16 protein-coding genes are annotated in these 23,739 nt (G+C 60.1%); 10 read left to right on the forward strand and 6 right to left on the reverse strand.

The window, feature by feature from the left end; all coding sequences use genetic code 11:
* Positions 1–96: 96 nt before the first annotated feature.
* From serC to aroG, 3 genes are all read left to right on the forward strand, one after another.
* Positions 97–1,185, forward strand: a complete 1,089-nt coding sequence (gene serC, locus A9G06_RS00340; RefSeq protein ID WP_069553893.1) for a 3-phosphoserine/phosphohydroxythreonine transaminase — start codon at positions 97–99, stop codon at positions 1,183–1,185.
* 227 nt (positions 1,186–1,412) lie between these two features.
* Complete coding sequence (aroA, locus tag A9G06_RS00345; protein WP_069553894.1) at positions 1,413–2,696, forward strand: 3-phosphoshikimate 1-carboxyvinyltransferase; 1,284 nt, start codon at positions 1,413–1,415, stop codon at positions 2,694–2,696.
* 220 nt (positions 2,697–2,916) lie between these two features.
* A complete protein-coding gene (gene aroG / locus A9G06_RS00350) occupies positions 2,917–3,972 on the forward strand; it encodes a 3-deoxy-7-phosphoheptulonate synthase AroG (protein ID WP_069553895.1) in 1,056 nt (351 codons plus the stop codon).
* A gap of 126 nt (positions 3,973–4,098) precedes the next feature.
* On the opposite strand, the gene A9G06_RS00355 is transcribed toward aroG, so the two are convergent.
* Complete coding sequence (locus tag A9G06_RS00355; RefSeq protein WP_069553896.1) at positions 4,099–5,694, reverse strand: methyl-accepting chemotaxis protein; 1,596 nt, start codon at positions 5,692–5,694, stop codon at positions 4,099–4,101.
* Positions 5,695–5,949: 255 nt separating this feature from the next.
* Between A9G06_RS00355 and hutW the strand changes: the two genes are divergently transcribed.
* Complete coding sequence (gene hutW / locus A9G06_RS00360; protein WP_069553897.1) at positions 5,950–7,311, forward strand: heme anaerobic degradation radical SAM methyltransferase ChuW/HutW; 1,362 nt, start codon at positions 5,950–5,952, stop codon at positions 7,309–7,311.
* A 111-nt stretch (positions 7,312–7,422) separates the two neighbouring features.
* Here the strand turns inward: hutW and A9G06_RS00365 are convergent, their stop codons facing one another.
* Positions 7,423–8,811 carry a DEAD/DEAH box helicase gene (locus A9G06_RS00365; protein WP_069553898.1) on the reverse strand — a complete coding sequence of 463 codons (1,389 nt, stop codon included), beginning with the start codon at positions 8,809–8,811 and terminating at the stop codon, positions 7,423–7,425.
* Between the two features lie 182 nt (positions 8,812–8,993).
* The gene (locus tag A9G06_RS00370) at positions 8,994–9,470 is read right to left on the reverse strand and encodes a glutathione peroxidase (RefSeq protein WP_069527243.1); all 477 of its coding nucleotides are present in this window, start codon (positions 9,468–9,470) and stop codon (positions 8,994–8,996) included.
* Positions 9,471–9,819: 349 nt separating this feature from the next.
* Here A9G06_RS00370 and A9G06_RS00375 point away from each other — a divergent pair, with 349 nt between their 5' ends.
* Both A9G06_RS00375 and A9G06_RS00380 read left to right on the forward strand, forming a co-directional pair.
* Positions 9,820–10,428 (forward strand): 2OG-Fe(II) oxygenase, encoded by a 609-nt coding sequence (locus A9G06_RS00375; RefSeq protein ID WP_069553899.1) that lies wholly within the window; start codon positions 9,820–9,822, stop codon positions 10,426–10,428.
* A gap of 204 nt (positions 10,429–10,632) precedes the next feature.
* Positions 10,633–11,622, forward strand: a complete 990-nt coding sequence (locus A9G06_RS00380; protein WP_042055738.1) for a D-alanine--D-alanine ligase — start codon at positions 10,633–10,635, stop codon at positions 11,620–11,622.
* Positions 11,623–11,789: 167 nt separating this feature from the next.
* Here A9G06_RS00380 and mngB read toward each other — a convergent pair whose 3' ends face one another.
* Together mngB and mngA are read right to left on the reverse strand one after the other, a co-directional pair.
* Positions 11,790–14,444, reverse strand: coding sequence for a mannosylglycerate hydrolase (gene mngB / locus A9G06_RS00385; protein ID WP_069553900.1), 2,655 nt, complete (start codon positions 14,442–14,444; stop codon positions 11,790–11,792).
* 86 nt (positions 14,445–14,530) lie between these two features.
* Positions 14,531–16,477 (reverse strand): PTS 2-O-a-mannosyl-D-glycerate transporter subunit IIABC, encoded by a 1,947-nt coding sequence (gene mngA, locus A9G06_RS00390; protein WP_069553901.1) that lies wholly within the window; start codon positions 16,475–16,477, stop codon positions 14,531–14,533.
* 247 nt (positions 16,478–16,724) lie between these two features.
* On the opposite strand from mngA, the gene A9G06_RS00395 reads away from it, so the two are divergent.
* Complete coding sequence (locus A9G06_RS00395) at positions 16,725–17,444, forward strand: GntR family transcriptional regulator (RefSeq protein ID WP_069553902.1); 720 nt, start codon at positions 16,725–16,727, stop codon at positions 17,442–17,444.
* Between the two features lie 115 nt (positions 17,445–17,559).
* Here the strand turns inward: A9G06_RS00395 and xseA are convergent, their stop codons facing one another.
* On the reverse strand, positions 17,560–18,939 hold the full coding sequence (gene xseA / locus A9G06_RS00400) for an exodeoxyribonuclease VII large subunit (RefSeq protein ID WP_069553903.1): 1,380 nt from the start codon (positions 18,937–18,939) through the stop codon (positions 17,560–17,562).
* A gap of 290 nt (positions 18,940–19,229) precedes the next feature.
* Between xseA and A9G06_RS00405 the strand changes: the two genes are divergently transcribed.
* From A9G06_RS00405 to guaA, 3 genes are all read left to right on the forward strand, one after another.
* Positions 19,230–19,781 carry a cytochrome b gene (locus A9G06_RS00405; RefSeq protein ID WP_069553904.1) on the forward strand — a complete coding sequence of 184 codons (552 nt, stop codon included), beginning with the start codon at positions 19,230–19,232 and terminating at the stop codon, positions 19,779–19,781.
* Between the two features lie 444 nt (positions 19,782–20,225).
* A complete protein-coding gene (guaB, locus tag A9G06_RS00410) occupies positions 20,226–21,689 on the forward strand; it encodes an IMP dehydrogenase (protein WP_041207517.1) in 1,464 nt (487 codons plus the stop codon).
* A gap of 84 nt (positions 21,690–21,773) precedes the next feature.
* A complete protein-coding gene (gene guaA, locus A9G06_RS00415) occupies positions 21,774–23,363 on the forward strand; it encodes a glutamine-hydrolyzing GMP synthase (protein WP_069553905.1) in 1,590 nt (529 codons plus the stop codon).
* Positions 23,364–23,739 lie beyond the last annotated feature (376 nt).

A 23,739-nucleotide genomic window follows, 5' to 3' on the forward strand; every position in this document is an offset into this window, starting at 1 on the left:
GTTGAGCCAGCTCCCAAAAAGCCTTTGATCCTGTGGCGGCTCTTGTGTAAAACCTGACAAGTCATCGATTACTCTCATCCACTCACGGAAAGCGTCATGAGCAAACAGATTTACAACTTCTGCGCCGGCCCCGCCATGCTGCCGGTTGAAGTCATGGAGCGCGCCCAGCGCGAATTTTGTAATTTTCAGGGGCTGGGAGCCTCGGTCATGGAGCTTTCCCATCGCGGCAAGCCCTACATGGCGGTTGCCGAGAAGGCCGAAGCGGATCTGCGCGAACTGCTGGTGGTGCCGGACAACTACAAGGTGCTCTTCATGCACGGTGGCGGCCGCGGTCAGTTCTCCGCTGTGCCCATGAACCTGCTGGGCGGCGCCAACAAGAAGGCGGACTTCCTGCTGACCGGTGTCTGGTCCCAGAGCGCTGTGGATGAAGCCAAAAAGTATGGCGATATCCAGACCTTCCAGGGGGTTGCCAAGAACGAGCAGGGGATCTCCCACCTGCTGCCGACCCCGGCGTTTCGCGCCGATGCGGCCTATGTTCACTACTGCCCGAACGAAACCATTGACGGCATCGAGATGTTCGACATCCCGGCCACCGGCGAGGTGCCGCTGGTGGCGGATCTCTCCTCCACCATTCTCTCCCGTCCTCTCGACGTGAGCCGCTTTGGCATCATCTATGCCGGTGCCCAGAAGAATATCGGGCCGTCCGGGCTTGCCATCGCCATCGTACGCGATGATCTGCTGGATCAGGCGAGAGCCGATGTGCCCTCGATTTTTGACTACAAACTCACTGCCAAGAACGACTCCATGTTCAACACGCCGCCCACCTACGCCTGGTATCTGGCCGGTCTGGTGTTCGAGTGGTTGAAAGAACAGGGGGGCCTCGAGGCGATGGAAGCGCGCAACAAGGAGAAGGCCGACTTCCTGTATGACTATCTCGATCAGTCGAGCTTCTATGGCAATCAGGTGGATGCCAGCTGCCGTTCGCGGATGAACATCCCGTTCCAGCTGAAAAATGCCGAGCTGGACAAGCAGTTCCTGGCCGAATCGGAAGCCGCTGGCCTGCTGGCCCTCAAAGGGCACCGCATTGTCGGCGGCATGCGCGCCAGCATCTACAATGCCATGCCGCTGGAGGGGGTGAAGGCCCTGGTGAGCTTTATGGATGGCTTTGCCAAGCGCTACGGCTGAGAAGAGAGTACTCACATGCTTGCTGGCGGCCTCTCGTGACAACCCTTGAACCGCTTCCAGCTATTGCAGTGATTCAAGACGCCGGGGATACCCCGGCGTCTTTTTTTCAACAGAACCAGCGCGCTGGCGTTTACCGTGCGATTTCCCCTGAAAGTGCCCTTGCCGAGCGGGACGCAGGCTGTTAACGTCCGGACAGGCGTTTATTTTTGAGATAGCACAGGAAGTCTATGAATTCGTTGCGTTTGGAACCCATTTCTCGTGTGGCCGGTGAGGTCAATCTGCCCGGCTCCAAGAGTGTCTCTAACCGTGCGCTGCTGCTGGCGGCGCTGGCCCGTGGCACCACCCGTTTGACCAACCTGCTCGACAGCGATGACATTCGTCATATGCTGGCTGCGCTGACCCAACTCGGGGTCAAGTACAAGCTCTCCGCCGACAAGACCGAGTGTACCGTGCAGGGTCTGGGTCGCAGTTTTGCGGTGAAAGAGCCGGTCAATCTGTTCCTCGGCAACGCCGGTACTGCCATGCGACCGCTCTGCGCCGCGCTATGCCTCGGCTCAGGTGAATATACCCTGGGCGGCGAGCCGCGCATGGAAGAGCGTCCCATCGGCCATCTGGTGGATGCCCTGCGTGAAGCGGGAGCCCATATCCAGTACCTGAAACACGATGGTTATCCGCCGCTGGTGGTGGATGCCAAGGGGCTGTGGGGCGGCGATGTGCACGTCGATGGCTCCGTCTCCAGCCAGTTCCTGACCGCATTTTTGATGGCGGCGCCAATGGCGGCCGGTGATACCCGGATCCACATCAAGGGAGAGCTGGTCTCCAAGCCCTACATCGACATCACCCTGCACATCATGAAGCAGTTCGGGGTGGTCATCGAGCACGACAACTACAAGCTGTTCTACATCAAGGGCAACCAGACCTACATCAGCCCGGGTGACTTTCTGGTGGAAGGAGATGCCTCCAGCGCCTCCTACTTCCTCGCGGCGGGCGCCATCAAGGGCAAGGTGCGGGTCACCGGTATCGGCAAGCACAGCATTCAGGGTGATATCCACTTCGCCGATGTGCTGGAGAATATGGGCGCGCGCATCACCTGGGGCGATGATTTTATCGAGGCGGAGCAGGCGCCGCTGCACGGAGTGGATATGGACATGAACCATATTCCCGATGCGGCCATGACCATCGCGGTTGCCGCGCTGTTTGCCGAGGGGCCGACCTCCATTCGCAATATCTACAACTGGCGGGTGAAAGAGACCGATCGTCTGCACGCCATGGCGACCGAGCTGCGCAAGCTGGGCGTCGAAGTGGAGGAGGGGCATGACTTTATCACCGTGACCCCGCCGACCCAGCTCAAGCATGCCGAGATCGATACCTACAACGATCACCGTATCGCCATGTGCTTCTCGCTGGTGGCGCTGTCGGATACCCCGGTCACCATCAATGATCCCAAGTGCACCTCGAAGACCTTCCCGGATTACTTCGACAAGCTGGCCAGTATCAGCCAGCGTGGCTGATCACTGACAAACCCGTCATCACCGACGCTTCGGGCCCGCGCTGAGCGGGCCTTTTTGCCTTCCTCACCAGCATCGTCATTTCGCTTAGCATCATTTCAATAACTTGCAAGATTGCCATATAAAATAGTTTTGTGATTGCTGTAATTTCCTATTTACACATGCGCTGTCGCGGGCTATGTTGAGATTTCCTAATCGCAGTCATCTAGCAGGAAGCCTTGTCATGCAGCATCAAACCGACGACGTTCGTATCAGTGAAATCAAAGAGTTATTACCCCCGGTTGCGGTGCTTGAGAAGTTTCCGGCTACCGAGGTGGCCTCGTCCACCGTTTTTGAATCCCGCCAGTCCATTCACAATATCCTAGCCGGCGAAGATGATCGTCTGCTGGTGGTGATCGGTCCTTGCTCCATCCATGATCCGGTTGCCGCGCTGGAGTACGGCAAGCGCCTCAAGGCGCTGCGCGACGAGCTGAAAGATCAGCTGGAGATCGTGATGCGGGTCTACTTCGAAAAACCGCGCACCACTGTGGGCTGGAAGGGGCTGATCAACGATCCGTACCTCGACAACAGCTGCAAGATCAACGACGGTCTGCGCATTGGTCGCAAGCTGTTGCTGGATCTCAACGACATGGGGCTGCCAACTGCCTCCGAGTTCCTCGATATGATCACCCCGCAATATGTGGCGGACCTGATGAGCTGGGGCGCGATCGGTGCCCGTACTACCGAATCCCAGGTACACCGCGAGCTGGCCTCCGGTCTCTCCTGCCCGGTGGGCTTCAAGAACGGCACTGACGGCACTATCAAGGTTGCCATCGATGCCATTGGCGCTGCCAGTGCGCCGCACCACTTCCTGTCGGTCACCAAATACGGTCACTCCGCCATCGTGGCGACCCGCGGCAACCCGGACTGTCACATCATTCTGCGTGGTGGTCGTGAGCCGAACTACAGCGCCGCCCATGTCAGCGAAGTTGTGAAGGGGCTGGAGAAGGCCGGTCTGCCGCAGAAGGTGATGATCGACTTTAGTCACGCCAACAGCAGCAAGCAGTTCAAGAACCAGATGGTGGTGGCCGAAGACGTAGCAGGTCAGCTGCGTGCCGGCAGCAAGGCGGTGTTTGGTGTGATGGTGGAGAGCCATCTGGTAGAAGGCCGTCAGGATCTGGTGGAAGGGTGTGAACTCACTGTTGGCCAGAGCATCACCGATGCCTGCATCGGTTGGGCTGATACCGAAGTGTTGCTGCGCAACCTGGCGGATGCAGTCGCAACCCGCAACGCCCGCTAAAGTCATCCCGGCGGCGTAGTTAATAGTCAGCGCGCCGCTGGAACAGCAACGCGGCCGTTCGGCCAAATCGAATCCATAAAGCAAAAGCGCGACCCTCGGGTCGCGCTTTTTCATATGTGAAGTGGATTACCAGCGGTAGGTTTTCAGCAGCGCTTCCAGTTTCTGGCACTGCTCCACCAGCTGAATGCTGGCGAGGTTGGCGGCGTGTGCCTGACCCAGGGTGTCGTTGGAGGTGTTGCGAATATCGCTCACCGAGCTGTCTACCTCATGGCAGACCCTGTCCTGCTCTTCGGCCGACTGGGCCATCTGGGCGTTGAGGTCATTGATGCGGGCGATGCGCTCGATGATGTTCTGCATGGCTGCCAGGGTCGCTTCGGTCTTGCTGATGCTCTCATCGGCTTTGCTTTTTGCATCCCCGATCACCGTAACTGCGCTCTGGGCCTCATTTTGCAGGGCGGCGATCATCTGGGAGATCTCTTCGCTGGCGGCACGGCTGCGGTTGGAGAGAGCCCGTACTTCATCGGCCACCACCGCAAAGCCACGGCCTTGCTCACCTGCCCGCGCCGCTTCAATCGCAGCGTTGAGGGCCAGCAGGTTGGTCTGATCGGCAATCCCCTTGATCACCTCGAGTACACCGTCAACCGCAAGGCAGCGGCTGTCGAGTTGCTGGATCACCTGATCCACCCGATCGATCTCTGCAGACATCTCGCCCATGTCAGTGATGGAGTGCTGGGCGAGGCGACTGGTGTCAGCGGCATCCTGATTGGTGAGGGCGGAGAGCTCGGCGCTGTGGCGGGCATGTTCACGTACTTCATGAGAGCTGGCGGCCAGCTCGCTGACGGCGGCGGCGACCTGGGTGGTCATTCCCTCTTGCTGACGGGCCGAGTTTTCGGTCTGGGTCGCGACCTGACGGATCTGGTTTGATTCCTGATAGAGCTGGTGGGTTGCCCCTTCCACTTCCTGCAGGCTGTGGCGGAATCCCTGCACCATGTCATTGACGGCGCGGGTCATCTGGCCCAGTTCATCCCGGCTGTCATTGACCAGGGGGAGGGCGAGGTCGCGCTCTTTGGCCATCCGGATCATGGTGAGCTGCAGCTGGCGCAGTGGGTGTTTCACGTAGCGTTGCAATACCCACCAGAGCAAGCCGAAGCCAATGCTGAAGAGGGCGGCCAGGCTGCCGCTCAGGATCAGGTTGTTGTGGCGGATCTCGCCGAAGGTGTGGCTGAGGTCATAACTGATCCGCACTGCCCCCATCACTGTTCCTTCATTGACCTGGTGACAGGTGAGGCACTGGGTGCCGCGATACTCCTTGTAGGCTTTGAACGGTTTGATCAGGGTGAGCCGGTTGCCCTGCTGCTCCAGGATGGCTTCGCCCTGATTGATGGCACGCTCATCGAGGGGATCCTGCGCTTTCTGATCCGGGTGGCCCGGGCCAAACAGGTTGCTGACGGCTGGCGCGCGCACCAGACGGGCCTCAACGATGCCCGCTTCACTCTTGAGTTTGGTCTGCACTATCTGCCGGTTGGCCATGCCACCGGTCATCATCAGCACGTTCACCTGATCCATATAGGTGTTGGCCATGCTCTCAACTTTCTCCTCAGCCAGCCGGATGGCGAGATCCCGTTGCAGCCATGCGGAGAGTTCGAAGCAGAGGCCAAAGGTGGTGCTGATGACCAGCGCAAGAGGGAGGAATATTTTCCAGTTCAAGGAGAGGTTATGCATTTTGGGCAAGTTCCATGCGCTTGGTGTTGTTATGTGATCCCGTATCATCTTGATCGTAGACGAAGAAACGGCGGGAGATGGTTCTCTATCGGCACACGATAACCACTCTTGAGTAAATAATCTGTTAAGCAGATCGGTAATGCAGGTTGCCAAAATGCCTTTTGGGAGGGGGCTGCTCCTCGGGTTGATCCAGAACAAATTGCCAGTAACGATAATCGTTATCATTGTCATTATTTGCTGATAATAGTGACCATCATGAATCTGACCCCTTCCATGACCGGCATTGCCACGCCGGACCCCCTCAAGTTTGCTTTTAGCGCCAAGACCTCGGCTCACGCCAGCCGGGGAGGGATGCGCCCCTTCCCGCTGGATGAGGCTGGCTGGCAGAGCTGGTGGCAGCGAGAGAGTGAAGCTGAGGAGCGCGCCCTCTACATCCACATTCCTTTTTGCCGAAAGCGCTGCAGCTTCTGCAATTTCTTTGAAAATGGTGCCAACCCGGCGCGGATCAACCGCTATGTCAACGCCTTGTGCGCCTCCCTTGCGCAGGCGGCTGACACCCCGCTGGCGCAGAGCATGCCATTTTCAGCCGTCTATGTGGGGGGCGGTACGCCGACCGACATGAGCGCCGACGAGCTGGCCATGCTGGCCGCCGTGATCCGCCGTTTTCCGCTGGCGGCGGATGCCGAGGTGACGCTGGAGGGACGCCTCAACGGCTTTGATGATGAGAAATGGCAGGTGGCGTTGGCGGGGGGCTTCAACCGCTTCTCATTCGGGGTGCAGAGCTTTGATACCCGGGTGCGTCAGCAGGCGGCCCGTTTCGATGACAGGGAAACCTTGCTGACCCGTCTGGGTGAGCTGACCCGTGATGATGCGGCTGTGATCGTGGCGGATCTCATCTTTGGTCTGCCCGGTCAGGATGATGCCGTGTGGCAGCAAGATATCCGCGATGTGATGGCGAGCGGTGTACACGGGGTCGATCTCTATCAGCTCATCGCCATGCAGGGCACCAATCTGGAGCGGGCGCAGGAGAAGGGCACCCTGGATTGGCTCGCCGATGGCCAGCAGCGGGCGGCCATGTATGCCTATGGCGGGGCGCAACTGGAAGCCCACGGCTGGGAGCGTCTCTCTTGCAGTCACTGGCGGCGCAGCCCGGCCGAGCAGAGTCGTTATAACCAGATGGCCAAGCGCGGTGCGGAGATCCTCCCCTTTGGCGCCGGTGCTGGGGGCAGTATTCTTGGCCACGGCTTGATGTATGGGCGGGATCTGGCCCCCTGGCATGACGCGCTGGCCAGTGGCAAGCGGGCGCCCGGGATGGTGATGGGACGCAATCCCAATGCAAGGATGGACGGTCTGCTGCGTGGCGCCCTCGACAGTGGCGTGCTGGCACTGGATCGTCTGCCAGCGCTTTTGCTGACCCATCTGATGCCGCTTTTTGCCGCCTGGCAGCAGCACGGGCTGGCCGAGATCGAGAATGCACGGTTGCAACTCACCCTCGCCGGACGCTTCTGGAACGTCAATATGCAGGCTGGCTTGTTCGAGTTCTTGCAGCTCAATCCGCTCAATGGTTCAGCGCCGCCCAGCCATGGTACTGCCGCGGTACGCCATTCGCTGGTTTGAGCCCGAGCGGAGCATTTGCACGGAGCACTTACATGGCTCCGAGCGATCCATAACGAAAGAGGGAGCCTTGCAGGCTCCCTCTTTTGGCTTGGCAGTTAGCGTCGCGCGAGCTTACTCGTCGCTGCTCTCCTGATAGCTGTCGCGCATTGCTTTGGGCAAGCGGCGCATTGGCGCAAAGCCGATATCCTCGCCCACCACTTCCCGCTTGCGGGCCGGTGCAGGTTTTTTGCTGGCGTCACCCTTGGCTTTGCCCTTGCCCGCGGCTGGCTTGCCCTTGGCATTGCTGCTCTTGGCGTTGGCATGACCGCGAGCCCGAGGCGGGTTCTGCACCGGCTTGCTGCCCGGCAGAGTCTGGCGACTCGGCTTGCCGCTTGGCTCATACTCTTCCAGGATTTCCACGGTCAGGGATTGGCCGATCAGGGCTTCGATAGCCTTGAGCTGACCCAGCTCGTCCTGGCTGACCAGCGAGATGGCTTCGCCGCCACGACCGGCGCGGCCGGTACGGCCGATACGGTGGATGTAATCTTCCGCCATCTGGGGCAGTTCAAAGTTGATCACGTAGGGCAGTTGATCGATGTCCAGACCGCGGGCGGCGATATCGGTCGCTACCAGCACCCGCACCTCGCCACTGCGAAAATCGGCCAGCGCCCGGTTGCGGGCTCCCTGGCTCTTGTCACCGTGGATCGCCACGGTATTGAGACCATCTTTTTGCATCTGCTGGGCGAGGCGGTCGGCGATCTGCTTGGTGCGAACAAACACCAGCACCCGCTGCCAGTTGCCACGGCCAATCATGTGGGATAGCAGCTCGCGGCGGCGTTCCCGATCCACCTGAATGATGCGTTGGGTCACCTGCTCGGCGGCAGTATTGCTGGGGTCCACCTCGATCAGGGTGGGGTCGTTCAGCAGATCGTCCGCCAGCGCCTTGATGTCGTTTGAGAAGGTGGCAGAGAAGAGCAGGGTTTGCCGCTCTGCAGGCAGCGCCTTCATGATGCGGCGGATGTCGACGATAAAGCCCATGTCGAGCATGCGATCCGCTTCATCCAGCACCAGCACTTCCAGCTGGCTCAGGGTCAGGGCGCCCTGGGTCAGCAGATCCAGCAGACGGCCCGGGGTGGCGACCAGAATGTCTACCCCCAGCTTGATGGCGTCCAGATTGGGCTTGATGCTGACACCGCCATAGGCGATCAGAGTCTTGAACGGCAGGTGGTGGGCATACTTGATGATGCTCTCGCCCACCTGTGCCGCCAGTTCGCGGGTCGGGGTCAGTACCAGTGCGCGCACCTGACGACGGCCACGGCCGTGGTTGGCCAGCAGACGCTGCAACATCGGCAGGGTGAAACCGGCCGTTTTACCTGTGCCTGTCTGAGCGCCGCCGAGCACATCCTGACCGGCCAGAATGGCCGGAATCGCTTGCTGCTGGATGGGGGTTGGTTGTTCGTAACCCAGCTCCTTGACGGCCCGCAGAATATGCGGAGACAGACCCAGTTCGTTGAATGACATGTTCGAGAGAAACTCCTGAGATGAGCCTTTGGCTCAACGGGCAGCCAGCATGTTGGGGCCAGCCACGATATGGAAAAGATAGTGGGGCCGTAATATAGCAAAAGAGCGGCCGCTGCGCAGTAGCTGTCGCACCGGCCGCCATACAATCGTTCAACGCAGTGGCGTAAAACGGTGCGGGAGCATCAGAGCATCTCGCGGATCTGCTCGGCCAGACTCTCCGGTTTGGCCTGGGGGGCAAAGCGCTCCACCACGTTGCCATCGCGGTCGATCAGGAACTTGGTGAAGTTCCATTTGACGTTTTCCAGCCCAAGAAAGCCCGGTTTCTGTTGCTTGAGCCACTGGTAGAAGGGGTGGGCATGCTCACCGTTGACATCGCACTTGGCCATGATGGGGAAGCTGACCGGATAGTCGAGGGAGCAGAAGCGGGCGATCTCGTCCGCATCCCCCGGCTCCTGATTGCCGAACTGGTTGCAAGGGAAGCCCAAAATCACCAGCCCCTTGGGGCCGAGCTCCCGATAGAGCGTTTCCAGCCCTTCATATTGGGGAGTAAAGCCGCAGCGACTGGCCACATTGACCACCAGCACCACCTTGCCCGCCAGTTGAGTCAGCGGGTAGGGGGTACCATCCAGTCGTTGCAAAGTGAGATCGGGCAGAGGCATGAGAAGATCCTTTCGTGGGTGATGCGCGGGTTGTGCCGTGAGTAGTTCGGTCGGTGACAGAGACAAGCGCCGGATGAACAGAACATGGCGATGCGGATACGGTATCGGCTGGCTCTTGGCACCGCAAGGAGGCCGCGGCGCCTCCTCGTCCCGATTGCAAGGGCCATCACAGTTTCGACAGCCAATACGCTCTTTGGCAGGGCGGGATCACAACTGGCGACAAAAATGCGGGGAGGCGGGCAGCAACTCGCGTATTGATGTTGGGACTTCTCAAGAGAAGCAAACCGGTTTGTGACTTTGCCGGTAAGTCGCTACAAAGCGCCCTCTTTCCACTCATTGTGAGCCAATCTTGGACTATCAAGCTGCCATGGATGCCATTTACACCCGGGGATGGGTGATAGTGGATGATTTTTTGACCGCCGCCGAGGTGGATGTCCTCAAAGCCTGTTTGCCAGGCGAATGGCAACCGGCCGGGATCGGCCGTGACGCCCTGCACCAGGGCAATCCCGATATTCGCCGTGACCAGATCCACTGGCTGGAGCCCTCCCTCGGTGCGCCGGTGGCTGACTACCTCGCCCGGATGGAGTCCCTGCGTCTTGCCGCCAACCGGATGCTGATGCTGGGATTGTTCGACTACGAGGCCCACTTCGCCCGCTATCGCAGCGGGGATTTTTACGCCACCCATCGGGATGCCTTTGCCGGTCGCTCCAACCGCCGTCTTACCACCGTGTTTTACCTCAACAACGACTGGCTGCCCGAAGCGGGTGGAGTGCTGCGCATGTATGACGACAAGGAGCAGTTTCTGATGGATGTCAGCCCCAAGGGGGGGCGGCTGGTCATGTTTCTCTCCGAGGAGTTTCCCCACGAGGTACTGCCTGCCAATCAGGAGCGCTACAGTATTGCCGGCTGGTTTCGGGTCAATGGCAACGGCATGGGAAGGGTCGATCCCCCGCGCTGAGGGGCAATGTGTCCCGATTTTGACACAGGGGAGACTTTTCACTGCAAGAAGTGGGGTCATGGGTCTCCCATCAGCTGACAAGGGTTGATCTCCCTTGCTACACTGGCGCGCACTTATGTTCGTATCTGGCTTCGTCCGGTTTTTATGGTGGTTGGCTTATCAAATGGTCATGACGAGGCCGCTTTTCCCAAGGGATCACATCTAATGAAGAACATGCATGTCTTGCTGCTGTGCGGCGGCGGTGGCTCCGAGCACGAAGTTTCTCTGCGCAGCGCCAATTTCCTCGAGCAACAACTGGGCCTTCTGCCCGGTGTCGAAGTGACCCGCGTCGAGATGTTCGCCGATCGCTGGCTCAGTGCCGATGGCCGCGAGTGCAAGCTGGGGCTCGACAAGCTGCTTTCGTTTGACAGCGTGGCCCGTCCGGTGGATTACGTGGTGCCCTGCATCCACGGCTACCCGGGTGAGACCGGCGATCTGCAATCCTTCCTCGAACTGGCCGGATTGCCTTATCTCGGTTGCGATGCCGAGGCGAGCAAGATCTGCTTCAACAAGATCAGCACCAAGCTGTGGCTCTCCGCCATCGGCATTCCCAACACCCCCTATCTGTTCCTGACCGAGCAAAATGAGGCGGCGCTCGCCGAGGCCAAAGCTGCGCTGGCCAAGTGGGGCAAGGTCTTTATCAAGGCCGCTTCCCAGGGCTCTTCCGTTGGCTGCTACTCCGCCAGCAACGAAGCGGATCTGGTGAAAGGCATTGCCGATGCCTTCGGTTACTCCGAACAGGTACTGATCGAGAAAGCGGTCAAGCCGCGCGAGCTGGAAGTGGCGGTTTACCAGTACGGTGACGAGCTGGTGGCGACTTATCCGGGCGAGATCTGCGTGCCGCAGGACAAGTTCTACACCTATGAAGAGAAGTACAGCAGTGCCAGCCATACCGAGACTGCACTGCGTGCAGAGGGGCTGACCGAGGCGCAGGCTGAAGCTATTCACGAGTATGCCCTCAAGGCGTTCCGTCAGCTGAAACTGACCCATCTCTCCCGCATCGACTTCTTCCTGACCGAGGAGGGGGAGATCCTGCTGAATGAAATCAACACCTTCCCGGGCATGACCTCCATCTCCATGTTCCCGAAACTGCTGGAGCATCACGGTCACCGCTTCGCCGACTACCTTGAGCAGATCCTGCGCAAGGCCAGCTAAGCGGGCTCTCCCGCTTGCGGGATGAAGCAGAACCCAATAAAAATCCCTGCCAATTGGCGGGGATTTTTTATGTCTTTATCAAGCAGGATAGGCCTGCCTGAGGGATAAACAGGCGGGGAGGGGATGACTCTTCCCCGCCTGTTGCTACCTGTGGGTGTTACCGGCGGTTAGCCGCGAGCCACCCGAAAGCGCACGCTGCGGGAGTGGCACGGCGCCAGCTCACCAAATTCGCCAGCGGCCAGTTCAAGGGGCAGGGGCTGTTCGTCCATCCGCACCGCTTGCCAGTCGCTTAAGGTGTGTTCGCTGCTCATTTTGCCTCCCTCCAGCACCGCCTGTTCGCTCGGGTTGTAGACCCTGATCACCAGCGCCTCTTCATCCTCTGCCTTTTTCAGGGCGCTCAGCACCGGACCGGACGGGTCCATGGTGAGCAGGCTGAAGTGCAGCGGGGTGGTGAAGCTCGCCTTGTTGAGCTTCATGGCATCGAACGGGATCTTGTTGTAGCAGCGCACCGGGGTGAGGTAGCTGCGCGCCGCCTGCATCACGTTGGCGCTGATGTGATCGCCGGCAAACGCCAGCAGGCTGAAACGGCAGCTGAGCTTGCCACGCACCTGGGAGTCCGGGGTCGGCAGCTTGATGCCGGAGGGGCGACCCGGGCGCAGCAGCAGCTCCTCTTTACCGAGTACGCCGACCCCGCGCAGCAGGGTGAGCGCCAGGGTGTCACACTGCTCGCCAATCACTTCAAACTCGCGCAGACCATCGCTCAGCACCGCCAGCCCCTGCTTGCCATCTTGCAGGGCGACGAAGTTCATCAGCTGCCAGACCGGAATGGGGGCCTCTTTCCACCCTTCTGCCTCCCAGTTCGCCATGGCGCTGTCGCGGGTGGGGCGGGTGATGCAGCCAAACTGGTTATCGGAAACCACGGTGTCGCTCGGGAAGGGGGTGGGGATCAGCACTCGCACCCTGTGATCATCGGCCTGATTGTCGAGTTCCAGCTCGATGTCGATGCGCGGACTCTGATGCGCCAGCGTGATGCGGCAGGTGACATCGAGGTGACCACTGCACTGGCGGCTGGCCCGCTCGGCGAGGTTGGCAGGCAAGGCCATGCGAAGCTTGAGGGTGGCGGTGCTCTGCCACGCTTCATGGGTGACCTCACGGGTCACCGCAAACTCGGTGGAGTAACGCAGCCACTCGTCCCGCGATGGCGAGTAGTCATATTCGTCGCCATCATCGGAGCCCTCTTCGAGAGTGAGCACCTGATCAAAGGTGGTGCCGCGCAGTTTATCCAGGATCTGCAGGGTGCCGTTGTCATTGAGGGCGATGCGGTAAAAATCGTTCTCCAGCAGCTCGCCGCTGGCCGTCACCGGCTGCTCCAGTCCCGGCTGGTTGCCCTCGATATGGAGGGTGCAGTAGCCCATGGCCGGCAGCGGATGGCAGAGCTGGATGTCGTACTCCATAAAGGGGTCGTAGTTGCCGTAGTGAACGATCTGTCGGTCTACCAGACCCGGATCAATCTCGCGTCTGGCGCGGATGAAGTAGGGGACCGGCTGGCCTGCTTCATCGCGCAGGGCAAAGGATTGGGCACGAATGCGGATGCTGGTGTTGATCACCTCCTGACGGGGGAAGGGCATCAGGTTGAAGAGGCAGAGTTTGTCGGCCACCTGCACGCCGTCTTCGCAGAGCGCCACCGGCATGTTGTCGACAATCTTGCGCATGTAGAAGCGGATCAGGTTCTCGGCCATGTCATCGGCCAGAATGAAGCGGGTCATCACCTCCTGATGCACCTTGTCGCTGCAGCAGCAGCCGATGCTGTCATGGGCGTGGTTCTTCATGATCTCCTTCCACATCTTCTCGAGCAGCCCGTGGTGGTACTCGAAGCCGAGCGCCCAGGCGATGCTCGCCAGCGGTTCGAGGATGTTGACGATCTTGTTCTCGATGGCGGCGTGGGCCAGCTTGATGTCCATCCGGGTGGAGGAGATGGTGCGGTGTACCCGCATGTATTTGCCGTCGTTGAACTCCCCCTTGAGGGTAGCCAGCTGGTCGCGGCACGCCTCGATGCGCTCGAAGACCTGCTCGAAGCGGCTCATGTGGAATTCACGCTGGGGGTAGATCTCGCGCAGCTTGTCGATGATGGCGAAGATGTTCTGTTGCAGCGGCATCTGGTCGTGGCCGTTGGGCAGCAGGATATCCTTGGTCACCGACGCCTTCTCCAGCACCTCAAAGTAGGATTCGAGCCGCTTGCGCAGACCCGCCTCATCTTCCGGCAGGTACTTGCCGATGGCGTAGCCGAGGGGCAGTACCTGGGCGGTCACCTCGCTGCCATCGTTGCTTTGCCAGAGAAACTCGGTCTTGTCGGTGCCGTGACGCTCGGAGCAGCCGCGCCAGAACATGGCCCGATCGATCCCGAAGCCGTTGAAGATGTGGGGCAACTGGGAGGACATGCCGAACGAGTCGGGCAGGTAACCGATCTTCATCGGCTCGCCAAGGCTAAGGCAGTCGCGCATCCCGTAGAGCAGGTTGCGCAGGATGGACTCACCGCTCACCTGCATGGTGTCGGTCTGGGTGTACCAGGGGCCGATGATGAGCTTGCCTGCTTCCACCAGCGCCTTCACCCGGGCCTTGTTCTCGGGCTGGATGGCGAAGTAATCCTCCAGCACCGCGGTCTGGCCGTCCAGCACATAGAACTTGTAGTCGGGGTCGGATTCAAGCCGTGCCAGGATCTCCGCCATGTTGTTGACCAGCAGAATGCGGGACTCCTCGGTGGTGAAGTACCACTCCCGATCCCAGTGCATGTGCGGCGTGATGTGAACTCGTGAAACTGTCATGACAATGATCCTTTGCTGACGCACGGCGGCCCTTGCCTGCCGTGCGGAAAAATAGTCTGTTGAAAAAGTGGTGGTGAAGATGAGCCTTACTCTGCGGCAACCACCTGATAGGTGCCGCGCTGCATGGCGTGACGGCGCCAGCCGATCAGCACCACAGTGGAGATAAGGGTGCCCACCAGCGCCGCACCGAGCCAGACGGCGGCAGCCATCAGGGCGCCATGGCCGCCATCGTGGAGCAGGAACAGGGAGAAGATGCCGGCCCCCGGGGTGGAGAGACCAATCCCCATGGCACCCACCATGGCGCCGGTGACCACCGAGCCTGCGAGGAAGGAGCCGATCACCCGGATTGGATCTTCGATGGCCATCGGAATGGCGCCCTCGGTGATCCCCGCCAGCCCCAGCAGCCAGGTGGACTTGCCGGTCTCGATCTCGAAGGTCTGGAACAGGCGCGGCGCCAGCAGGGTGGAGAAGGTGACGGTAAAGGCCGAGACCATCTTGACCGCGCCGAAGATGGCGTAGGGGCCGTAGACCCCGTTGGCCATGGCGCCGAGGCAGAAGGCGTAGGCCGCCTTGTTGACTGGGCCACCCAAGTCAAACGAGCACATAAAGCCGAGCAGGGCGCCCAGTACCAGCGCATTGGTGCCGGAGAGGCCGTTGAGCCACTCGGTGAGGCTGTTGTTGAGCCAGGCCACCGGCTGGCCGATGACAAACAGCATCAGGCTGCCCGCCACCAGAGTGCCGATCACCGGATAGAGGTAAAAGGTGAGAAAGCCGTTGAAGTTGGGGCTAAGGCGCACATGCTGCTTGACCCAGCGCATCAGGTAACCGGCGATAAGACCGCCGACCACGCCACCGAGGAAACCGGAGCCAATCATGTTGGCGGCCAGTCCCGCCGCAAAGCCCGGGCCCAGCGCCGGTTTGTCTGCCAGAGAGTAGGCGGTATAGGCCGCCAGTACCGGTACCATCAGGGTGCCCAGCATGCCGCCGCCCAGCTTGCGGTACATCCAGAGCCAGGAGTTCTCGGTGTCAAACAGATGTTGCAGGCCGAAGATCTGGGCCAGCAGCACAGAGACGGCGAGCACGGTACCGCCTGCCACGATGAGCGGTACGGCAAAGGAGATGCCGCTCAGCAGCGCCTGCTTGAGTTCGGTCTTGAGGCTCACCTTCTTGCCGGTCTGCGCGTCGCTTTGGCTGGTGTTGGGCGTCGCGGCGGTGCGACCGGCCTTGGCCGCTTCCAGCGCCTCATTCAGGATCCGCTCGGCATGGCGGATGGGCTCGGCCACCGGCGTCTCGATCCGGGGGATGCCGGCAAAACGCTCCTGCTCCTTGATGGCCACCTCGGCGGCGAAGATGCAGGCTACCGCAGCATCAAGCGCCTCTTGCGGCAGGCGATCCTCGATGCCGTTGGCACCCTGCTTCTCGACCAATACCCGAATGCCCAGCTTGCGCCCCGCCTTTTCCAGATACTCGGCAGCCATATAGGTGTGGGCGATCCCCGCCGGACAGGCGGTGACACAGACCACTGTGGGTTGATTTGTATCTAAGTTGTCTTCTTTTGCTGGTTGCTTGCCGCTATCCCCTTCACCATCGAGCAGCGCCATCAGCTGCTCGGCACTCTGGGCCGCCAGCACCGCCTCGCGGGTATCGTCATCCACCAGGGCAGTGGTGAGGGTGGTGAGTAGCTGCATATGGGTGGAGCCCGCTTGATCGGTCGGGATCGCCAGCATGAAGATCAGGTTGACCGGCTCGGGGCCGTCGATCCCCTCCCAGCCCAGCTGCTCGCTCAGGGTAGCGACGGCAAAGGCCGCTTCGCGCACCGCATCGCACTTGCCGTGAGGTACCGCAAGCCCTTCGCCAAGGGCGGTGGGGCCCTGCGCCTCGCGGGCCATGACTGCAGCTAGAAAGGCAGCCTTGTCGTGCAGCTTGCCGGCCTGATCGAGCCGATCAGCCAGAGCATGAATGGCCGCATCCCGATCGGCAAACCGGGTTTGCAACGTGATGAGATGGGGGCCGGTAAGACTGGTCAGATTCATGATGATCCTCTGTCAGGTTGGCTTGCCAGCAAGCCGTCATGGTGAAAGTGACAGCGATGCTAACAAACCGGCCGACTGATTTTTGTGAGTGGTATCATACAATTCATTATTTGTATTGTTTTTGTATTGTTTGGTCAAGATGATTTGTTAGGTCAAATGAGGCCGAGCCGTTTTGTCTACCGGGCAACTGGGGTAGAATGGCGCCTCTTCCATTTATCATGGCGCAGAGCCGACGAGGTGGCCTTTCGTGTCGAAAAAACCCATGTATCGCCAGATAGCCGACACCATCCAGCAGTGGATTGCGCAAGGGGAGCTGGCCCCCGGCGATGCTCTGCCCACCGAAGCCGAGCTGCGCGAGCAGTTCGGGGTGAGCCGGGTGACGGTGCGTCAGGCCCTCAAGCAGCTGACCGAACTCAACGTCATCGAGAGCATTCAGGGCAGCGGCAGCTACGTGCGGCAGGAGAAGGTGAACTACGACATCTATCAGCTCACCAGCCTCTACGAGAAGGTGACTGATCCGGCGGCCGAGACTCACAGCGACATTCTTGCCTTCGAGGTGATCAAGGCGAGCCGCGAGCTGGCCGAGCGGCTCAATCTGCTGGAAGGGGCGCTGGTCTACTACGTCAAGCGGGTGCGCTTTATTCGCCAGATCGCGGTAACGCTGGAGGAGACCTGGATGCCGCTCGCCCTCTTCCCCGATCTCAGCTATGCGGTGATGCAGGGCTCCAAGTACCACTACATCGAAGAGGTGAAGCAGCTGGTGATTGACCGCAGCGAGCAGGAGATCATTCCGGTGCTCCCCTCGGCGCAGGTGGTGGAGGCGCTCGGTATCGATCCTGCTAAGCCAATCATCGAGAAGGTCTCCCGCGGCTTCTTGCAAGATGGCACCGTGTTCGAGTTCAGTCGCAACTTCTTCAAGAGCGATGATTACAAGTTCACCCTGGTCGCCCGCCGCGCCAAGGGGTGAGCGGGCGGCAGCACCCGATAAAAAAAAGCCACCACCGTGTTTGCGGTGGTGGCCTTTGTTTTTGGCTGATTGCCGGGCTGAATAGCAGATTGGTTGGTGGTTTGATGCAGCCGACCTACTGCGCAGAGTCTTTGATAACTTCCTCGACCCGCACCTGCAGGCTTCCTTGCGCCAGGGTGGTGAGGAGCTGATCGCCACTGTTGACCTGATCGGCGCGGCTGATGACTTCACCACGCGCAGTGCGGGTGATGGAGTAGCCGCGCCCCAGAGTGGCGAGCGGGCTCACCCCGTCGAGGCGGGCGGTGAGCATGGCGAGGCGGTGACTAGCAAGATCTTGCCGCTTGGCAATCAGGGCATAGAGCCGCTCCTCGGCCAGCTGATGGCGGCGCTTGCCAGCTGCCAGCAAGCGCTCCGGACTCTTGCCCTGCAGGCGCAGCTCAAGGTTGGTGAGGCGCCGCTCACCCTGATGCAGCCGCTGGCGCAATAGCTGTTGCAAACGGGTGGAGAGTTCGTCGAGGCGCTGGGATTGCTGCTCCAGCCGCCGCTTCGGATCCTGATGGTCGAGCCGCTTTTGCAGCAGGATGAAATCGTGGCGTGCGGCGGTCAGCTGGCGACTCATCGCCTGCAGCAGTCGCTGCTTGAGGTGGGCGAGGCGCTGGATGCGGGCCTGATTGTCCGGCGCTACCAGCTCGGCGGCAGCCGACGGGGTAGGGGCGCGCAAGTCGGCGGCAAAGTCACTGATGGTGACATCCACCTCGTGGCCTACCGCGCTCACCACAGGTATGGCGGAGTGGGCAATGGCGCGGGCCACCGCCTCTTCGTTAAAGCACCAGAGATCTTCAAGCGACCCGCCGCCGCGCCCGACGATCAGCACATCAACCTCGGCGCGCTGGTTCGCTTTGGCGATAGCCGCGACGATCTGGCTGATGGCGGCGCTGCCTTGTACCTGAGTCGGGTAGATAAAGACCGGCAGATCCGGCGCGCGCCGTTTAAGCACGGTGAGCATATCGTGCAAAGCCGCGCCGGTGGCGGAGGTGATAAGGCCCACCGCCCGTGGTTCACGGGGCAGCGGCCGCTTGCGGCCTTCGTCAAACAGCCCCTCGGCCCCGAGGCGGCGCTTGAGCTCTTCAAAACGCAGCGCCAACACGCCATCGCCTGCAGGCTGCATCGATTCGATGATCAGCTGGTAGTCGCCGCGCGGCTCATAGAGGGAGACCCGCGCCTGCACCAGTACCTGCATGCCATCCTGCGGGCGGAAGGCCACCCGCCGGTTGTTGCCCTTGAACATGGCGCAGCGCACCTGCGCCGACATGTCCTTGAGGGAGAAGTACCAGTGGCCGGAGCTTGGCATCGCCAGATTGGAGAGCTCGCCGGTCAGCCACACCAGCCCCAGATCCTGCTCCAGGATCATGCGCACGGCGCTGTTGAGGCGGGTGACGGTAAAGACCTGCTGCTCGCGGCCGCTCGCCGCACTGGATGGGGTAAATCGGTTCAATGGCGTACCTGTGGTCTGCTCCGGCGGGGCCGGGATAAAACGATGGCCGCTATCTTAACCCGAAACAAGGGGAGGGCGTTAAGCAGGAGGCGCCAGCAGCAGAAAAGCAAGATTGGAAACGCTGCCGTTTATTCGGGCAGGCAGTATGGCTCCCGATAAAAGCCCTCGCGCTTGCCCGCATCTGGCCGCGTTGCGGCTTGCCTAGATGCCGTTGATCTCTCAGGTGCTGCTGATGTTCACGGCGCCACCATCTTGACCAGCGTTCACTCGCCCCCTGTTTTGAGTAGCTTATGAATCCCTCAACCCACTTAAGTTTGACGACCCGTTTGCTGCACTGGTCGGTTGCCTTGCTGATGATTGGCCTGACCCTTGTGGGCTATCTGATGGTGAAATTTGAAATATGGGATCTCTATGCCCTGCATAAATCTCTGGGGGTGATTGCACTGATCTTGATCCTGCCCCGCGCCATTCTCCGCCTTGTTAAAGGGTGGCCTGAGCCTGTGCGTCAATATCCTGTTTACGAGGCATTGGCAGCCAGGGCGATCCACTGGGTTTTGCTGATGTCAACGCTGCTTATTCCGGTGTCCGGTCTCTGTTATTCTGCTGCGGCTGGCCGAGGTGTTGTGATATTTGGCTGGTCTATTATTCCGATGAATCCAGATATCCGTGATCCTGCCAATGTGATTCCATTCAGTGAATCCGTTCGGGATATTGCCCACACAATCCATATTTATTTGCCATATGTCATGCTGGCATTTTTGTTGGTGCACATTGTCGGGGCGTTGAAACATCATCTGCTGGATAAAGATAATACCTTGCTGCGGATGGTGGGGCGAAAATAATATAGATAGGCAACCCTTGTTGTGCCGGGAAATATATATTGGCAGCGGGCTAAATTTATTATCCAGACCGAGCAAAGGCGATTGAGGGGAGAATGATACCGGTGCGAGTGGTCGCCGCGAGGGCAAGAGACAATACAAGGACACAAGACAAGGGGAGGGGGGTCAGAGGCCGCTTGCCCCCTGAGCCCCTGTCGATCATCCCGTTGCATGGGGGTTGAGCTGCGTCGGCACCTACCGGTTTTGCATAAATCACCGGCTAGCCAACTCTTTTGCCCCGAAATGGCGGTTTTCGTACTGATAATCTTGGTTTTTTGGCGTTTTGGCCTCCTAAATGAGGGCTACGCCATAAAAAATTCAAAAAACTTCTTTACCAGTGACCAATCCGTGAGTAAACTTCGTCGGCAATATTTTACACCCCCACTTCCTCAACGGTGAGATATTGCCATGCTCAGGATTGCCAAAGAAGCGTTAACCTTCGACGATGTACTGTTGGTTCCCGCCCACTCCGAAGTTCTTCCCAATACTGCCGATCTGCGTACCAAGCTGACCTCCGCCATCAGCTTGAACATCCCGATGATCTCCGCTGCCATGGACACAGTGACCGAAGCCCGTCTGGCTATCGCACTGGCCCAGGAAGGCGGTATCGGCTTTATCCACAAGAACATGTCCATCGAGCAGCAGGCTGCCGAAGTGCGCAAGGTCAAGAAGTACGAGAGCGGCGTGGTGACTGACCCCGTCACCGTGCGCCCTGACATGACCATCGCCCAAATCAAGGAGCTGAGCCACAAAAACGGCTTCGCCGGTTACCCTGTGGTGACTGACGGCAATCAGCTGGTCGGTATCATCACCGGCCGTGACGTGCGCTTCGTGATTGACCTCTCCCAGACCGTTGAACAGATCATGACCCAGAAAGATCGTCTGGTCACCGTGCGTGAAGGGGCCCCTCGCGAAGAGGTGGTTGCCCTGATGCAAAAGCACCGTATCGAAAAAGTGCTGGTGGTGAACGCCGACTTCAAACTCAAGGGCATGATCACCGTTAAAGATTTCCAGAAAGCCGAGCGCAAGCCCCACGCCTGTAAAGATGACAAGGGTCGTCTGCGGGTCGGTGCTGCCGTTGGTGCCGGTGCCGGCAACGAAGAGCGCGTCGCCGCGCTGGTGGAAGCCGGTGTTGACGTGCTGCTGATCGACTCCTCCCACGGGCACTCCCAGGGCGTGCTGGATCGCATCAAAGCCACCCGCGAAGCCTATCCGGATCTGCAGATCATCGGTGGCAACGTGGCGACCGCCGCTGGCGCCAAGGCACTGGTTGCTGCCGGTGTCAACGCCGTCAAGGTCGGTATCGGCCCGGGCTCCATCTGTACTACCCGTATCGTGACCGGCGTGGGCGTGCCCCAGATCACCGCCATCTCCGATGCCGTTGATGCGCTGGAAGGCACTGGCGTTCCGGTTATCGCCGACGGCGGTATCCGCTTCTCCGGCGACATCGCCAAGGCCATTGCCGCGGGCGCCAGCTGCGTCATGGTGGGCTCCATGTTCGCAGGTACTGAAGAAGCACCGGGCGAGATCGAGCTCTATCAGGGTCGCTCCTTCAAATCCTACCGTGGTATGGGTTCTCTGGGCGCCATGTCCAAAGGCTCCAGCGACCGCTACTTCCAGACCGACAATGCCGCCGACAAGCTGGTGCCGGAAGGCATCGAAGGTCGCGTGCCGTACAAGGGTCGCCTCAAAGAGATCATCCATCAGCAGATGGGCGGCCTGCGCTCCTCCATGGGCCTGACCGGCAGCGCCACCATCGACGACATGCGCACCAAAGCTGAGTTCGTGCGCATCTCCGGCGCCGGGATGAAAGAGTCCCACGTCCACGATGTGACCATTACCAAAGAAGCCCCCAACTATCGGATGGGCTGATAAAACGGGGCCCTGCGCCCCGTTTTTCCACCCTTTTTTTATCCCGTGCCCTTTGTGACAACATCAGCCTGATGCAGGAATAAAATGACTAAAGACATTCACCAGCACCGTATCCTTATCCTCGACTTCGGTTCCCAGTACACCCAGCTGATCGCCCGCCGTGTACGCGAAATCGGCGTCTACTGCGAACTGTGGGCCTGGGACGTAACCGAAGAGCAGATCCGCGAATTCAATCCCAGCGGCATCATCCTCTCCGGCGGCCCCGAGTCCGTCACCGAAGCGGGCAGCCCGCGCGCCCCCGAGTATGTGTTCAACGCCGGTGTCCCTGTGTTCGGTATCTGCTACGGCATGCAGACCATGGCCGAGCAGCTGGGTGGCAAGGTGCAATCCTCCACCGAGCGTGAATTCGGTTACGCCAAGGTGGAAGTGCTGGGCGAGGCTGGCAAGAGCAGCGCACTGCTGCGCAACATCGAAGATGCCATCGCCGACAACGGCAATGCCCTGCTGGATGTCTGGATGAGCCACGGTGACAAGGTCACCACCATTCCGGCCGACTTCACCACCATCGCCCAGACCCCGACCTGCCCCCACGCGGCCATGGCCAATGAAGCCAAGCGCTTCTACGGCGTGCAGTTCCACCCGGAAGTGACCCACACCCGTCAGGGTGCCCGCATGCTGGAGCACTTCGTCAAAGATATCTGCGGCTGCGAATGCCTCTGGACCCCGGCCACCATCATCGACGACGCCGTTGCCCGCATCCGCGAGCAGGTGGGTGACGATGAAGTGATCCTCGGTCTTTCCGGCGGTGTCGACTCCTCCGTGGTCGCCATGCTGGTGCACCGCGCCATCGGCGATCGCCTCACCTGCGTCTTCGTGGACAACGGCCTGCTGCGCCTGAACGAAGGCACCCAGGTGATGGAGATGTTTGGTGACCACTTTGGTCTGAACATCGTCAAGGTCGATGCCGAAGAGCGCTTCCTCTCTGCCCTGGCCGGCGTTGAAGAGCCGGAAGCCAAGCGCAAGATCATCGGCCGCGTCTTCGTCGAAGTGTTTGACGATGAAGCGAAAAAGCTGAAAAACGCCAAGTGGCTGGCGCAAGGCACCATCTATCCGGACGTGATCGAATCCGCTGCCAGCAAGACCGGCAAGGCCCACGTCATCAAGTCTCACCACAACGTCGGCGGCCTGCCGGAAGAGATGAAGATGGGTCTGGTCGAGCCGCTGCGCGAGCTGTTCAAAGACGAAGTGCGCCGCGTTGGCCTCGAGCTGGGTCTGCCCTACGACATGCTCTACCGTCACCCGTTCCCGGGCCCGGGTCTGGGTGTGCGCGTCCTTGGCGAAGTGAAGAAAGAGTACTGCGATATTCTGCGCCGCGCCGATGCGGTCTTTATCGAAGAGCTGCGCAAAGCCGACCTCTACAACCAGGTCAGCCAGGCGTTCGCCGTCTTCCTGCCGGTGCGCTCCGTTGGCGTGATGGGCGATGGTCGCAAATATGACTGGGTTATTGCCCTGCGTGCCGTCGAAACCATCGACTTTATGACCGCCCACTGGGCTCACCTGCCGTACGACTTCCTCGGTCACGTATCGAACCGCATCATCAACGAGATCAACGGTATCTCCCGCGTGGTGTACGACGTCTCCGGCAAGCCGCCCGCAACCATCGAATGGGAATAAGCGGCGCGCGCCCTTCTGCCCTTCGAGCATAAAAATGCAAAAAGACGCCCTTGAGGCGTCTTTTCTTTTCTCAATCGTTTGCGCAACACATCTTCTTTTTTAGAGCAGCTTTTTTGCCACTTTGCCCCTGTCATATGTGACAGGGGCATTTTTGCCATCCCGCACTAGGCTCTCTCATGCCAATTGAGCCCGCTGTCAACAGCGGCTTGTGGCTGGGGGGAGGGCTGATCCAGTTGCAGATAGCTGCGCAAATTTGCCCATCGTCATCGCGCCAACCGGCAGTGACGATACCCCGGTGGAGACCGGAAACCACTTGAATCAACGGGGCGCAGCCCGAACGGCCAAACGAGTCGGGATCATAGAGCACGGAGAGTTT

This window comes from Aeromonas sp. DNP9 (assembly GCF_001728955.1).
GTDB lineage: Bacteria > Pseudomonadota > Gammaproteobacteria > Enterobacterales > Aeromonadaceae > Aeromonas > Aeromonas veronii.

Coding starts and splice junctions, on each gene's coding strand:
- hutW (WP_069553897.1), top strand. CDS start 5,950: ATGAATCTGACCCCTTCCATGACCGGCATTGCCACGCCGGACCCCCTC.
- aroG (WP_069553895.1), top strand. CDS start 2,917: ATGCAGCATCAAACCGACGACGTTCGTATCAGTGAAATCAAAGAGTTA.
- guaB (WP_041207517.1), top strand. CDS start 20,226: ATGCTCAGGATTGCCAAAGAAGCGTTAACCTTCGACGATGTACTGTTG.
- guaA (WP_069553905.1), top strand. CDS start 21,774: ATGACTAAAGACATTCACCAGCACCGTATCCTTATCCTCGACTTCGGT.
- A9G06_RS00380 (WP_042055738.1), top strand. CDS start 10,633: ATGAAGAACATGCATGTCTTGCTGCTGTGCGGCGGCGGTGGCTCCGAG.
- aroA (WP_069553894.1), top strand. CDS start 1,413: ATGAATTCGTTGCGTTTGGAACCCATTTCTCGTGTGGCCGGTGAGGTC.
- A9G06_RS00370 (WP_069527243.1), bottom strand. CDS start 9,470: ATGCCTCTGCCCGATCTCACTTTGCAACGACTGGATGGTACCCCCTAC.
- serC (WP_069553893.1), top strand. CDS start 97: ATGAGCAAACAGATTTACAACTTCTGCGCCGGCCCCGCCATGCTGCCG.
- A9G06_RS00405 (WP_069553904.1), top strand. CDS start 19,230: ATGAATCCCTCAACCCACTTAAGTTTGACGACCCGTTTGCTGCACTGG.
- mngB (WP_069553900.1), bottom strand. CDS start 14,444: ATGACAGTTTCACGAGTTCACATCACGCCGCACATGCACTGGGATCGG.
- A9G06_RS00365 (WP_069553898.1), bottom strand. CDS start 8,811: ATGTCATTCAACGAACTGGGTCTGTCTCCGCATATTCTGCGGGCCGTC.
- A9G06_RS00355 (WP_069553896.1), bottom strand. CDS start 5,694: ATGCATAACCTCTCCTTGAACTGGAAAATATTCCTCCCTCTTGCGCTG.
- mngA (WP_069553901.1), bottom strand. CDS start 16,477: ATGAATCTGACCAGTCTTACCGGCCCCCATCTCATCACGTTGCAAACC.